The 14018-nt window shown below is 74.5% G+C and carries 12 protein-coding genes; 6 read left to right on the forward strand and 6 right to left on the reverse strand.

Features of this window, described 5'->3' with window-relative positions; genetic code table 11:
* Positions 1 to 165: 165 nt before the first annotated feature.
* The 6 genes from LDL48_RS19405 (at position 166) to LDL48_RS19430 (ending at position 6041) form a co-directional block, all read left to right on the forward strand.
* On the forward strand, positions 166 to 1482 hold the full coding sequence (locus LDL48_RS19405) for a sensor histidine kinase (RefSeq protein WP_225256573.1): 1317 nt from the start codon (positions 166 to 168) through the stop codon (positions 1480 to 1482).
* Positions 1479 to 2138, forward strand: a complete 660-nt coding sequence (locus tag LDL48_RS19410) for a response regulator (RefSeq protein WP_225256574.1) — start codon at positions 1479 to 1481, stop codon at positions 2136 to 2138. The genes LDL48_RS19405 and LDL48_RS19410 overlap by 4 nt, the downstream gene beginning before the upstream one ends.
* Before the next feature lie 48 nt (positions 2139 to 2186).
* The gene (locus LDL48_RS19415) at positions 2187 to 2912 is read left to right on the forward strand and encodes a GNAT family N-acetyltransferase (RefSeq protein WP_225256575.1); all 726 of its coding nucleotides are present in this window, start codon (positions 2187 to 2189) and stop codon (positions 2910 to 2912) included.
* A 128-nt stretch (positions 2913 to 3040) separates the two neighbouring features.
* On the forward strand, positions 3041 to 4087 hold the full coding sequence (locus LDL48_RS19420) for a permease (RefSeq protein WP_372472151.1): 1047 nt from the start codon (positions 3041 to 3043) through the stop codon (positions 4085 to 4087).
* Entirely contained in the window at positions 4084 to 4818 is a 735-nt protein-coding gene (locus LDL48_RS19425; protein WP_225256576.1) for a TIGR03943 family putative permease subunit, read from the forward strand. Before LDL48_RS19420 ends, LDL48_RS19425 begins: the two co-directional genes overlap by 4 nt.
* A complete protein-coding gene (locus LDL48_RS19430; RefSeq protein ID WP_225256577.1) occupies positions 4815 to 6041 on the forward strand; it encodes a TolB-like translocation protein in 1227 nt (408 codons plus the stop codon). The genes LDL48_RS19425 and LDL48_RS19430 overlap by 4 nt, the downstream gene beginning before the upstream one ends.
* Before the next feature lies 1 nt (position 6042).
* Here the strand turns inward: LDL48_RS19430 and LDL48_RS19435 are convergent, their stop codons facing one another.
* The 6 genes from LDL48_RS19435 to LDL48_RS19460 form a co-directional block, all read right to left on the reverse strand.
* On the reverse strand, positions 6043 to 8094 hold the full coding sequence (locus LDL48_RS19435) for a PhoX family protein (protein ID WP_225256578.1): 2052 nt from the start codon (positions 8092 to 8094) through the stop codon (positions 6043 to 6045).
* Positions 8095 to 8125: 31 nt separating this feature from the next.
* Positions 8126 to 10228: a PhoX family protein gene (locus LDL48_RS19440; RefSeq protein WP_225256579.1), complete on the reverse strand. Its 2103-nt coding sequence runs from the start codon at positions 10226 to 10228 to the stop codon at positions 8126 to 8128.
* Between the two features lie 114 nt (positions 10229 to 10342).
* Complete coding sequence (locus tag LDL48_RS19445; protein WP_225256580.1) at positions 10343 to 10963, reverse strand: LysE family translocator; 621 nt, start codon at positions 10961 to 10963, stop codon at positions 10343 to 10345.
* On the reverse strand, positions 10960 to 11883 hold the full coding sequence (locus LDL48_RS19450; RefSeq protein ID WP_225256581.1) for an FAD-dependent oxidoreductase: 924 nt from the start codon (positions 11881 to 11883) through the stop codon (positions 10960 to 10962). The genes LDL48_RS19445 and LDL48_RS19450 overlap by 4 nt, the downstream gene beginning before the upstream one ends.
* Before the next feature lie 39 nt (positions 11884 to 11922).
* The gene (locus LDL48_RS19455; RefSeq protein ID WP_225256582.1) at positions 11923 to 12351 is read right to left on the reverse strand and encodes a DUF1810 domain-containing protein; all 429 of its coding nucleotides are present in this window, start codon (positions 12349 to 12351) and stop codon (positions 11923 to 11925) included.
* A gap of 205 nt (positions 12352 to 12556) precedes the next feature.
* Complete coding sequence (locus LDL48_RS19460) at positions 12557 to 13900, reverse strand: TolB family protein (RefSeq protein ID WP_225256583.1); 1344 nt, start codon at positions 13898 to 13900, stop codon at positions 12557 to 12559.
* Positions 13901 to 14018: the final 118 nt, after the last annotated feature.

The following is a 14018-nucleotide window of genomic DNA, read 5'->3' on the forward strand; positions in this document are numbered from 1 at the left end:
GCTATGGCCGGGCCGGAACCGGACACATCGGCCACCGGAGGCATTCCCGGTACCGCATCGGGATGAGCCGTGACGCCGTCATCCCTGCGATGTAGGCGAGCGAGGTAGCCCGGCCGGTCGCGCGGCGGATACCGCCGGTCCCGGCCGGCGGGCCAGAATGAGCGGGTGACGTGGCGTGCGGTGACCGGCCGGCTGCGGACCGGGCTGCGTTCGCTGTTCCGGCCGGCCGGTCCGCCACCGTCGCCGACGCTGCGCGGCCAGGTGTTCGACGCCGCGCTCGCGCTGGGCCTGGCACTGATCGCGATCCGGGCCGGCGGCGGCGGGGACAGGCCGCAGCGCTCGTTCGAGGTCGGGCCGCCCGCACCGGGGACACCGCCACGGCCGCCGGGCGAGCCCGTGTGGCCGCCGTTCCTGCCGATCGAGCCGGAGCGGTCCGAGGGGACGATCCTGCTGCTCCTGCTGGTGGTGGCGCCGCTGGTGCTGCGCCGCCGCTACCCGCTCGCGGTGCTGTGGACGGTGCTGGCGATCGCGGCCGCGGTCAGCGAGAACCATCCGGTGCTGCGGCTCTCCTTCTACGCCGTGGTGATCGCCGGATACACCGCCGCCGTCTACAGCCCGTACCGGATACCCGCGCTGGCCAGCCTGCCGGTGGCCGCGCTCGGCTACGCCCAGATGCAGTCCGACGGCACGCCGACGGTGCCGGCCGACTCCGTGCCGTTCCTGATCCTGGTGCCGATGGCGGTCGCGGCGGACGGGCTGCGCCGGTGGAAGTCGCACGCCGACGCGGACCGCGCCCGGATGTCGGCGATGGAGCACGAGCAGATCGAGGCGCTGCGCCGGGCCACCGAGCACGAACGCGCCCGGATCGCCCGGGAGCTGCACGACGTGGTGACGCACAACGTGAGCGTGATGGTGATCCAGGCCGGCGCCGCCCGCAAGGTCATGGAACGGTCGCCGGAGCAGGCCCGGGAGGCGCTGCTCGCGGTGGAGGCGAGCGGCCGGTCCGCGATGACCGAACTGCGCCACGTGATGGGCCTGCTCACCATGGAGGACGACGGCCCGGACCACGCCGGCGCACCGGAACTGGCGCCGCAACCGGGTCTGGACGGCCTGGACGCCCTGGTCCGGCGGGTACGCCAGACCGGCGTCCCGGTCGACCTGGCCGTGACCGGGCGGGCCGGGCCGCTGCCGTCCGGCATCGAACTCACCGTCTACCGGCTGGTCCAGGAGGCGCTGACGAACACGGTCAAGCACGCGTCCGGTGCGACCGTGCGGGTCAGCCTCGACTACCGGGAGGATCACGTGCAGGTGGAGGTCACCGACACCGGGGGTACGTCCGGCGCGGCGGCCGCCACCGGCACCGGCCGGGGGCTGATCGGCCTGCGGGAACGGCTCGCGGTCTACGGCGGCACCCTGCAGGCCGGGCCGCGGGTCACCGGCGGGTACCGGGTCCGCGCCCGGATCCCGGTGGCGGCGTCGTGACCGGGTCGCTACGGGTGGTGGTCGCCGACGACCAGGCCCTGGTCCGGGCGGGCTTCCGGATGATCCTCACCGCCGACGGGATCGAGGTGGTCGGCGAGGCCACCACCGGCACCGAGGCGGTCGGCGCGGTGCACCGGCACCGGCCGGACGTGGTGCTGATGGACATCCGGATGCCGGAGCTGGACGGCCTCGCCGCGACCCGGCAGATCCTGTCCGGCGCCGGCCCGGTGCCCCGGGTCATCATGCTGACCACGTTCGACCTCGACCACTACGTGTACGCGGCGCTGACCGCCGGGGCCAGCGGCTTCCTGCTCAAGGACGTCAGCCCGGAACAGCTCGTCGGCGCGGTCCGGCTGGTCCGGTCCGGCGACGCGCTGCTGGCCCCGGCGATCACCCGGCGGCTGGTGGAACGGTTCGCCGCGCACGACTCCGGCCCGCCGCCGGTGCACCGCGACCTGACCGCGCTCACCCCGCGCGAACGGGAGGTGCTGGAACTGCTCGCGCACGGGCTGAGCAACGCCGAACTGGCCGGCCGGCTGCACCTGTCCGAGGCGACCGTGAAGACGCACGTCGCCCGGATCCTCGCCAAGCTCGGCCTCCGGGACCGGGTGCAGGCCGTGGTGGTCGCCTACCGGACCGGCCTGGTCCGCCCGTGACGCGGAATATCGCTTCCCCCGGCGCGGGTGTCCGGGCAGGGTCGGGGGGTGTCACCCGACGAGGTTCTGGACAACCCGGTCTGGGCCGCGCTGTCCGGCCCGCACGCCCGCTTCGCCGAGCCGCTGGGCCGCTTCGCCGAGCCGCTGGGCCGCTTCGCCGAGCCGCGGGGCCGGGCCGCCCGGTACCACCCGGACATCTCGCCGTTCGCCGGGCTGGCCGACCCCGCCGACCCGGCCGGGTGGCGCGATCTCGCGGCGGTCGCCGGGCCCGGCGCGCAGCTCGGCATGTCCGCGCACCGGCTCACCGTGCCGGCCGGATGGGAGCGGCTGCGGGTGATGCCGGCGGTCCAGCTGGTCGGCACGGACGTCGACGCCGCGCCGGACCCGGAAGCGGTCGCGCTGACCGGCGCGGACGTGCCGGAGATGCTCGACCTGGTGTCCCGCACGCAGCCCGGGCCGTTCCGCAAGCGCACCCTCGAGCTGGGCCGCTACCTCGGCATCCGGCGCGGCGGTGCGCTGATCGCGATGGCCGGCGAGCGGCTCCGGGTGCCCGGGTACACCGAGATCAGCGCGGTCTGCACCGATCCGGCGCACCGCGGGCAGGGACTGGCGGCCCGGCTCATCCTCGCCGTCGCCACCGGTGCCCGGGACCGCGGCGAACTGCCTTTCCTGGCCGCGGTCACGGAGAACGAGGCGGCGTTGCGGGTGTACCGGCGGATCGGGTTCACCGATCGCGCGCAGGTGGTGTTCCACGTGCTCCGGGTTCCGGCATGAATGTAGATATGCGCAGGCCACCATGCGTGCAGGTCACCCTGAGGGTGACCGGGTGAGTGGGCCGGCGGTCAGCCGCGCCCGCTAAGGTGGGGCCGGTCCGACCCCCCCGATCCCTGGAGTGCAGGCGAGTGACCGACCGCCACGGAGTGGGCGCCGACGCCATCGACTGGGCCCCCGCGAACCCGCCGCCGCCCCCGGCGCCGGAGGCCGGGCCGCCGCGGCGGGAACGCCGGTTCGGCTCGGTGGAGACCCTCGCGGTGCTGCTGGTCCTGCTGGTCGTGTTCCGCAACCCGCTGGCCGACCTGATCTCCGGTGCCCGGCTGCAGACCTGGACCACCGTGTTCGTCTCGGTGCTGGTGCAGGCCGCGCCGTTCCTGGTGTTCGGGGTGGCGCTCTCCGCGGTGATCGCGGTGTACGTACCCCGCTCGTTCTGGGCCCGGGCCCTCCCCCGCCATCCCGCGCTCGCGGTGCCCGCCGCCGGCCTGGCCGGGGTGGCGCTGCCCGGGTGCGAGTGCGGCAGCGTGCCGATCGCCGGGTCACTGATCCGCCGCGGGGTCACCCCGGCGGCGGCGCTGGCCTTCCTGCTGTCCGCGCCCGCGATCAACCCGATCGTGCTCACCGCCACCGCGGTCGCCTTCCCGAACAACCCGGAGATGGTGCTCGGCCGCGGGGTGGCCAGCCTGATCGTGGCGGTCGTGATGGGCTGGCTCTGGCTGCGGCTGGGACGCGCCGACTGGATCCGGCTGCCGCACCGGCCCGACCTCGACGACCAGTCCCGGGCCCGGGCGTTCTGGTCCGCCTGCCGGCACGACATCATGCACGCCGGCGGGTTCCTGGTGCTCGGCGCCGCGGCGGCCGCCACCATCAACGTGGTGGTCCCGGAGGCGTGGCTGCAGACGCTGGCCGCCGACCCGGTGCTGTCCGTGCTGGCGCTGGCCGTACTCGCCGTCCTGCTCTCCATCTGCAGCGAGGCCGACGCCTTCGTGGCCGCCTCGCTCTCCCAGTTCTCGCTCACCTCGCGCCTGGTGTTCCTGGTGGTCGGCCCGATGGTGGACCTGAAGCTGATCTCCCTGCAGACCGGGGTGTTCGGATCCGCGTTCGCGGTCCGCTTCGCGCCGGTGACGTTCGTGGCGGCGGTCGTGGCCGGCACCGGCATCGGCTGGGTGCTGCTGTGAACCGGCAGGCCCAGGCCGTGGTGATGCTGCTGTTCGGCGGCGCGGTCCTCAAGGCCGGCGTCACCGACATCCACCTGCGGTACGTCAAGGAGGAACTGCGGCCGTTCCTGATCGGGGCCGGGCTGCTGCTGGTCGTGGCCGCGGCCATGACGCTCTGGTACGACCTGCGCGCGCCCCGCCCGGAGACCGGCGACGACCACGACCACGGCCACGGCCACGACCACGGCCACCACGAGCCCCGGGTCGGCTGGCTGCTCATCCTGCCCGTGCTCGGGCTGCTGCTGGTGGCGCCGCCGGCCCTCGGCTCGTACGCCGCCGGGCAGGCCGGCACGGTGCTCAGCGCCGACACGTCCGCCTCCGACTACCCGCCGCTGCCGCCCGGGGACCCGGCCCCGGTGACGTTGCTCGACTACGCCTCCCGGGCGGTGTTCGACGACGGCAAGAGCCTGGCCGGCCGCAACCTGCAGCTCACCGGGTTCGTCACGCCCGGCGCGGACGGGCAGCCGATGCTCGCCCGCATGGTGCTGTCCTGCTGCGCCGCGGACGGCCGGCCGATCAAGGTGGGGCTGAGCGGCGACACCCCGATCAGCGTCCCGGCCGACACCTGGGTCCGGCTGGTCGGCGTGTACACCGACCGGACCGGCACCGACCCGATCAACCAGGCCACCGTGCCGTACCTCGAGGTCCGGGCGTGGGAACAGATCACCGCACCGAAGCAGCAGTACGAATGACCGCCCTGTGGTGGCGCCGCCCGGCGCCGCTCGCGCTGGCCGTGGCGCTCGCCGCCGGCGCCGCGCTGCTGCTGGTGCCGGAGCGGTCCGACCGGCCGGCGCCGGCCGGGGTGGCGTCCCTGGCCAGCGCGTGGCCGCAGGCCCGGCGCGCCGACGTCCCGGGCAACGTGCCGGACGGGCCGGTGTTCCAGCCCGGCCTGTTCCTCGACGCGGCGACCGCGATCGGCACCGCGCCCAGTCCCGACGCGCTGTCGCTGCGGCTGCTGCTGCGCCGCGCCGACGGCAGCCTGGACGAGCTGCGCCGCCTGCCGCTGGACGACGCCCCGGCGTTCGACTCGTTCGCCGCGTCCGGCAACGACGTCGTCTGGGCCGAGTCGTTCGGCAGCGGCGGCGTGCAGGTGTGGGCGGCCCGGGTGGACACCGGCACGGCCCGCCGGCTCACCGCCGACACCGGCGATCCGGTGTTCTACGGCTCCCAGCACGACCTGGTGATCGCGGACGGCCGGGTGCACTGGGCCGCGGCGCCCGCCGCCCGGCCGGCGGCGTCCACGAAGGCCGGTTCGCCCGCCCGGCCCAGCTCCTCCGCCGAGCCCAGCTCCTCCGCCGGGGCCGGTCCGTCTGCCGGGGCCGGTCCGTCTGCCGGGGCCGGGCCGGGTGGTGGGACCGGGCCGGGTGGTGGGACCGCGACCGAGATCCGGTCCGTGTCGCTGGCCGGCGGTCCGGTGACGGCGCGCACCGAACCCGGGACCTGGGCCCAGACCGCGTGGCCGTGGCTGGTCGAGGGCGGCGCCGACGGCACCGGCACGACCCGGCTGCGCGACCCGTCGACCGTCCGGGACGTCGAGGTGGACACCACCGGCGCGGAACTGGCCGCGTGCAGCCCGGCCTGGTGCCGGGTGGTGGTGATGTCGGGCGACGGCCCGGCGCGGATCGACCTGATGCGCCCGGACGGCACCGAGCGGCGCCGGATCGCCGGCGGCGCCGCGGTCGCGGCGGTCACCGACGTGGCGCTGCTGGACCGCTTCGAGGTGCTGGCCGAGCCGCTGCCCGGCTCCGATCTCACCGGCGAGCAGCGCCTGCTGGTGTACGACGCCGCGACCGGGCGCACCGTCGAGGTGGCCGCCACGGTGAGCGGCGCGTTCGCCCGGGGCGGTGTGCTCTGGTGGTCCACCGGCGACCAGGACTCGCTGGCCTGGCACACCCTGGACCTGCGCACGGTCTGAGTCAGCGCCCGATCGGGCCGCCGTCCGGGCGCCAGGCGACCACCACGGCCGGCCGGGGAAAGTCGCCGTCCGGCCAGGTCGACGCCGGGTTGTCCCAGGTGGCGCCGTCGACCTCGCCGGGGTGCTGCACGGCGACGAACACCGAGCGGTGGTCGGCGGTGATCAGCGGCCCGCACGTCTCCGCGCCCGGCGGCACCGTGAGGAACTGCCGGAGATGACCGCGTTCCGGCCCCTCCATCGGGGTGGCGAACAGGCCGTCGTTGCTGCCCAGCGCGTTGCCGTCGGTGGAGATCCACAGGTGGCCGGCGGCGTCGAACGCGACGTTGTCCGGGCAGGAGATCGGCGACACCGCGGACCTGTCATACCCGGCGAACCAGGTGGACGGGTCGGCCGGGTCGCCGCACACGATCGGCAGCGACCAGGTGAACGTCTCGCCGGTGTGGTCGCCGCCGTCCTCGACGAGTTCCAGGATGTGGCCGTGCTTGTTGGCGTTGCGCGGGTTGGCCTCGTCCGCCCCCGGGAACGTGTCGAGGCCGCGGTCCTCGTTCTTGGTCAGGGCGGCGTAGACCTTGCCGGTGACCGGGCTGGGCTGGACGTCCTCGGGGCGGTCCATGGTGGTCGCGCCGACCGCGTCGCCGGCCAGCCGGGTGAACGTGAGCACCTCGGCGGCGGTCATCCCAGGCACGGACGAGCGGGTGCCCCGGACCAGCCTGATCCAGGTGCCGGTGCCGCCGAACGCGCCGTCGGCGGGCAGCGTGCCGGTGCCGTCGATCTGCCCGGCCGGGCTGTCCCCGGTGAGCTTCGCGACGTACAGCGTGCCGGACTCCAGCAGGCGCAGGTTGTGCCGCCGGTCGTGCGGCCGGTACGTCCGGTCGGAGACGAACTTGTACAGATACTCGAAGCGCTCGTCGTCGCCCATGTAGGCGACCACGTGCCCGCTGCGGGCGACGACCACGTTGGCGCCCTCGTGCTTCAACCGGCCCAGCGCGGTGTGCTTGCGCGGCGTGGCGCGCGGGTCGTACGGGTCCAGTTCGACGATCCAGCCGAACCGGTGCGCCTCGTGCGGGTGCTTCGCCAGGTCGAACCGTTCCTGGGCGCGTTCCCAGCGGCGGGAGTCCTCCGGGTACCGCGCGGTGGTGGCGAAGCCGTACCGGGCGAGGCTCGGGTGCAGCCCGGCGGGCGCCTGGTCGCCGCCGACGAAGTACTGGTTGACGTTCTCCTCGCCGGACAGCACGGTGCCCCACGGGGTCACGCCGCCCGCGCAGTTGTTCAGCGTGCCGATCGCGACCCGGCCGTGCGGGTCGGCGGCGGTGCGCAGCAGCGGTGACCCGGCGGCCGGGCCGTCCAGCCGGAACGGTGTGGCCAGCATGCTCAGGCGCCGGTTGTACGGCCGCCGTCCGCACCGCACCGGCCGCCACCGCCCGGTGTCGCCGGCCCGTTCCAGCTCCACCACGGACATGCCGTGCGCGGCCATCGCCACCTCGATCTGCCCGACGGTCAGCGCCTCCAGCGTGGTGAAGCCGGGGAACATCAGCTCCTCGTTGGTGTACTCGTGGTTGGACACCAGCAGGCCCCGGTCGCGGCCCAGCGGCAGCAGCGCGAGGAAGTCGTTGTTGTAGCCGTACTGGCCGAGCTGGCGGCGGGCGGTCTGGTGGTGCACGTCCAGCGGCTGCGCGCCGGGCAGGATCGGGTCACCCCAGCGGATCACCACGGCGGAGTCGTACCCGGGCGGGACGGTCACCCGGTCGGCCCGGTTCGGCGGGACGGGGGTGAAGGTGAGCGCGCCGGGCCGCCCGCCGGTGGTGGTGGCGGGCCCGGCCGCGGCCGGGCCGGCGGGCGCGCCGACGGTCAGGACCAGGGCACCGGCGGCGCCGGCGCGGATCAGGCCGCGGCGGGTGAGGCCGGCGGCCACCACGTCGCCGAGACCCGGGTTGCCGGAGGTGTTGGGTACGGGGTGGCCGCACGCGTTGCCGCACCGGTAGCGGCAGGTCATCGAGTCGCGTCCGCCGTGGCCGGTGGGCCGGAGCAGCGGGAGGAGCGGTCGGTCTGTCATGAACCGACGTTAAGCTCCTCCCGCCGGTCTGTCAGCTGCCGACCGGGCCGCCGTCCAGGCGCCAGGTGACCACCACGGCCGGCTTGGCGAAGTCGCCGTCCGGCCAGGTCGACGCGGGCTTCTCCAGGGTGGCGCCGGTGAGTTCGCCGGGATGCTGCACCGCGACGAACACCGAGCGGTCGTCGGAGGTGAGGAACGGCCCGCACGTCTCCGCGCCGGTCGGGACCGTGAGGAACTGCCGCAGGTGCCCGGAGTCCGGACCCTCGACCGGGGTGGCGAACAGGCCGTCGTTGCCGCCCAGCGCGTTGCCGTCGGTGGAGATCCACAGGTTGCCGGCGCTGTCGAACGCCAGGTTGTCCGGGCAGGAGATCGGCGACACCGCGGACTTGTCGTACCCGGAGAAGTAGGTCGTGGCGTCGGCCGGGTCGCCGCAGACGATCGGCAGCGACCAGGTGAACGCCTCCGCGGTGTTGTCGCCGCGGGCCTCGACCAGTTCCAGGATGTGCCCGTGCTTGTTGGCGTTGCGCGGGTTGGCCTCGTCGACACCCGGGTTGCCGCCGACGCCGCGGTTGGTGTTGTTGGTCATCGCCGCGTACACCTTGCCGGTGCGCGGGCTGGCCTCCACGTCCTCCGGGCGGTCCATCTTGGTCGCCTGCACCGCGTCGCCGGCCAGCCGGGTGAACGTGAGCACCTCGGCGGCGGTCATCCCGGGCACGAACGAGCGGGTGCCCTGCACCAGCCTGATCCAGACGCCGCTGCCGCCGAACGCGCCGTCCGCGGGCAGCGTGCCGCCGCCGCCGATCTGCCCGGCCGGGCTGTCGCCGGTGAGCTTCGCGACGTACAACGTGCCGGACTCCAGCAGGGTCAGGTTGTGCCGCCGCGCCGCCGCCGAGTCGCCCGGCTGGAACTTCTTGTCGGACACGAACTTGTACAGGTAGTCGAACCGCTCGTCGTCGCCCAGGTACGCCACCACCTTGCCGTTCTTCGCCACGATGACGTTGGCGCCCTCGTGCTTGAACCGGCCCAGCGCGGTGTGCTTGCGCGGCTTCGACTGCGGGTCGTACGGGTCCAGCTCGACGATCCAGCCGAACCGGTGCGCCTCGTTCGGGTGTTTCGCCAGGTCGAACCGCTCCTGCGCCCGCTCCCACTTGCGCGAGCCGCTCGGGTACCGCGCGGTGGTGGTGATGCCGTACCGGGCCAGCTTGGGCTTCAGGTCCTCGGGCGCGCCGTCGCCGCCGACGAAGTACTGGTTGACGTTCTCCTCGCCGGACAGCACGGTGCCCCATGGGGTCACGCCGCCGGCGCAGTTGTTCAGCGTACCGACGGCGGTCCGGCCCCTGGGGTCGTCCGCGGTCCTCAGCCAGGCCGACCCGGCGGCCGCGCCGGTGAACTCGAACCGCGTCGCCAGCGCCGTGATCCGCCGGTTGTACGGCAGGCGCGCGGCGTCCGACGGGCGCCACCGGCCGGTGTCGCCGACCCGTTCCAGCTCCACCACGGACATGCCGTGCGCGGCCAGCGCGACCTCGATCTGGGCGACCGTCATCGCGTCCAGGGTGGTGAAGCCGGGGAACATCAGCTCCTCGTTGGTGTACTCGTGGTTGACCACGAGCAGCGCCCGCCGGCCCGAACCACCGAGCGGGAGCACGCCCACGAAGTCGTTGTTGTAGCCGAACTGCCGGGACTGGCGGGCGGCGGTCTGCTTCGCCACGTCGAGCCGGGGCGCGCCGGGCAGCACCGGGTCGCCCCAGCGCATCACCACGGCCGAGTCGTAGCCGTTCGGGACGATCAGGTTGTCCAGCTTGTTCGGCGGGATGGCCTTGAAGGACAGGACGCCGGCCCGCCGGGCGGGGAGCGACCGCGGCGCGGCCGCGGGCACTCCGGCGGCACCGGCCGTCGCCGGGACCGCCCCCGCGGCACCGGCGAAACCGAGCACCAGCGCACCCACGGCACCGGCGCGGACGACGCCGCGCCGCGACATCTCGCGGTTCACCACGTCGCCGAGGTAGTCGTTCGTGGACGTGTTCGGCACCGGGTGGTCGCAGGCGTTGCCGCAGCGGTAAAGGCAGGTCATCGCGTCGCGTCCGCCGTGGCCGGTCGGGCCGAGCAGCGGAAGCAGGCGAGGTCGGTCACTCATCAGGAAGTGCTCCTTGCAGTCAGGTTGCTGGCCCGACGCTAGGAGCCGCCGATGATTCACAGCCCGACAACATGTGAACGCGACATGAACCCCTGCCGGTCCGGACCTGCGGTTTCAGGCCCGCTCGGTGGCGAGGCGGGCACCGAAGGCGAGCAGCACGGTGCCGGTGAGCGCGTCCAGGGCGCGGCGCACCGGGCGGCGGTCCAGCACCCGGCGCACCCGGTGCAGCCCGGCCACCACCAGCAGCAGGTATCCCAGCGACAGCAGCGCGTGGGTCAACGCCAGCGCGAGCAGCACCGCCCACGGCGTCCGCGGCCCGATGAACTGCGGCAGCACGGCCAGGTAGAACACCAGCACCTTGGGGTTGGTGATGTTGGACAGGAAGCCCTCCCGCAGGCCCCGCCGCCCGGCGTCCGCCGGGTCACCACCGAACGGCGTGTACCGGCCGCGCCAGGCCGACCGCAACGACTGCGCCGCCAGATAGACCAGGTAGGCGATCCCGGCCCACTTGATCGCCTGGAACAGCGGCTGGATCCGCACCACGACCGCACCCAGGCCGGCCACGGCGGCCACGCCCTGCAGCGCGTTCGACGCGCCGACGCCGACCGCGCTCCACCGGCCCCGGGCCGCGCCGCCGGCCAGCGTGTTCTTCACGATCACGGTGAAGTCGGCGCCCGGTACGAGGACCAGCACGGCCGCGAACACCACATACGACAGGTACGACGACCAGCTCACCGGCCCGACGTTACCCCGCCGGTGACCAGGGCGGTGACCTCGTCGGCGCACCCCCAGGCAAGCGTCATCCCGGCGCCGCCGTGGCCGTACGCGTGCACCACCGCGCCGTCGCGCTCGACCCGGGGGCCGCCGGTGCGGCACGGCCGCAGGCCCACCCGCTCGCCCAGCACCGGCGCGCCGGCCAGCGCCGGTACCAGCGCCGTGCAGCGTCGCAGGATCGTCGCCCGGGTCGCCGGGTCCGGCCCGGTGTCCCACCGGCCCACCTCGAACGTCCCGCCCAGCACCACGTCGGAGCTGCGCGGATGCACGTACGAGCCGGGGTCTCCGCCGGCCCGCACCGACTCGGTCAGCCCCGGGTTGGCGACCAGCACGATCTGCCCGCGGGCCGGGAACACGTCCGGGTCGCCGGCCAGCCGCCCGGCGGCCAGCCCGGTGGCGTTGACCACCACCGGCGCCTCCGCGAGAGCCTCGGCGAGATCGGTGACCGCCCGCCGCCGCACGGTCACCCGGGAGCGCAGCCACGGCAGGTAGACGTTCATCTCGACCAGGGGCGCGGTGAAGCGGACCGTGCGGGCGTACGGCGGGGCGGCCGGGCCGATCGTCACGTCCCGCGCCGCGGACGCCCACCACGGCACCGCGCCGGACGCCTCGCGCTCCAGGTTGCGGGTGGCGCGGAGCAGGACGCCGGGTACGCCGGCCGCGGCCTGACGGGTGAACTCGTCGTAGGTGCGGCCGGCCCAGGTCAGCAGCCGCGGCGCGTAGTCGGTGTGGGTCGGGTACCAGACCGCCGCGGCGATCGAGGACACGGTGTCCCGCGGGTCGTCCGGCGCCCACACGGTCACGTCGGCGCCGGCCTCGGCCAGGCGTACCGCCGAGGTCAGCCCGATGATGCCGCCGCCGAGCACGATCACGTCCGCCATGGGGCCATCGTGACGCACCGGCGGCGGCGCCGCGAACCGTCAGGCGCGCTTCCCGCCGGCCTCGAGCAGATCCAGCGTGCGCTGGTCGGGGCCGTCGTAGAAGCGGCTCAGCACCGCCTCGAACACCGCCGGATCGTCGGCGGCGCGGGCGAACAACGTCATCGAGGACCGCAACTTCAGATCGTCCGGATGGCCGAAGATCTCCGCGGCGGACCGGTCCGGCACGGCGAGCACGGCCTCGGCCGCCTCCGTCAGGCGCGGGCCGAGCACCGGATGGGCCAGATAGGCCCGGGCCTCGTCGAGCGAGTCGACCGCGTAGCGCCGGGCGTGCGGGCTCCGGCCCAGCCCGTCCACCTGCGGAAAGACGAACCACATCCAGTGTGAGCGCTTCTCCCCGGCGGCCAGTTCCGCCAGGGCCTGCTGGTAGACGCCGTCCTGCGCGCGGACGAAACGGTTCAGGTCGATCATGTCGGCATCCGGATCGCGTCCGTGCCGCCCGTCATCGGGTGTGGGTCGGTGTGCATCGGTTCCCCTCCACCCTCGGTGTCGCGGACACGGTGAGTGCCCGACCCGGAAAGCCTACGGCACCGCGGTGCGCCGCCCGACGACACCGGCCACCGCCGCCGGTCCGGAGCCCCGCACCGGCGGGACTGCGGACCGGCGGCGGTGTGCGTCAGCGCCGGATGTGGACGAACACGTCGATCTGGCCGTTGCGGTCGCCGGCGACGAGGTTCGTGGCGAGCGAGGCGAACGCGACCCGGGTGCCGTCCGCGTTCAGCGTCGGGCTCTGGCTCCCGTCGTCCGCCTGCGTGCCGGTGCTGGACACGCTCACCCGGGCGGTCGTGCCGGCGCGCAGGTCGCGGCGGAAGACGTCGCCGACCTGATTGGTGTCGCCGGGGACGAGGGCGCCGTCGGCGCTGATGAAGACGACGTGCCGGCCGTCGGCGCTGATCGCCGGGGTCTCGGCGCCGGCGGCGACCTGCTGACCGCCGCCCGACACGCTGACCAGCGTGGTGGTGCCGGCGCGCAGGTCGCGGACGAAGATATCCGAGTTGTTGTTGGTGTCGCCGGCCACCAGGTTGTTGCCGGTCGACATGAAGGCGACGCGCCGGCCGTCGGCGCTGATGTCCGGCGTGAAGGCACCCCAGCCGCTCGTTCCGCCGCTCACCGCGGGCACGCTGACCAGCGTGGTGGCGCCGGCGCGCAGGTCACGGACGAAGACGTCGGGCACCTCGTTGGTGTCGCCGGGCGTCAGGTTCGTCGCCGTCGAGTAGTAGGTGACGTGGCGGCCGTCGTCGCTGATCTCCGGGTCGAGGCTGGCGTCGTCGCCCTGCACGCCGTCGCCGGCCACGCTGACCCGGACCGTGGCGCCGGTCCGCCGGTCGTGGCGGAACACGTCCCGGACGCCGTTGGTGTCGCCGGCCACCAGGTTCGTCGCGTCGGAGCCGAACGCGACGTACCGGCCGTCGCCGCTGATCGCCGTGTCGGTGCTGCCGCCGTCGGTGGCCCCACCGGTCGCGGCGCGGGTGACCTTCGTGGTGGTGCCGGTCCGCCGGTCCCGGACGAACACGTTCGCCCGGCCGTCGCCGGGCTCCCCGTCCACCAGGGTCCGCGCCAGCGAGGCGAAGGCGACGTACCGGCCGTCGGCGCTGACCGCCGGATGGAAGCTGTTGCCGTCGCCCTGCGCTCCGGTGCCGGAGACGCTGATCCGTTCGGTGGTGCCGGCCCGCAGGTCGCGCAGGAACACGTCACCCTCGTCGTTGGTGTCGCCGGGCACCAGCGTGGCTACGGTCGAGCCGAACGCCACGTACCGGCCGTCGGCGCTGACCGCGTTCTCGAAACTGAACCCGGTCCCGGGCGCTCCGGCGCCGGGGACGCTGACCTGTGTGGTGGTGGGTGCCCGTGCCCGGCCGGCCGCGGCCGGGCCGGTGAACGCTCCGGCGGCGGCCGCGGCCAGCATCAGGACGACGGCGGGGCCGGCGGTACGGCGGACCCGGGGCGAGGTGGAACCAGACATCTGCACTCCTTGGAACAGTCAGTTCGGTCAGATCGTCTGTCTCCGGTGGTGCGGCATTCGTTCGCCGGCCGCGCGGAATTGGCACACGCACCTGGCGGCCACCCGGGCCGAAGCCGCC

The organism is Jidongwangia harbinensis (assembly GCF_020216025.1).
Lineage (GTDB): Bacteria > Actinomycetota > Actinomycetes > Mycobacteriales > Micromonosporaceae > Actinoplanes > Actinoplanes harbinensis.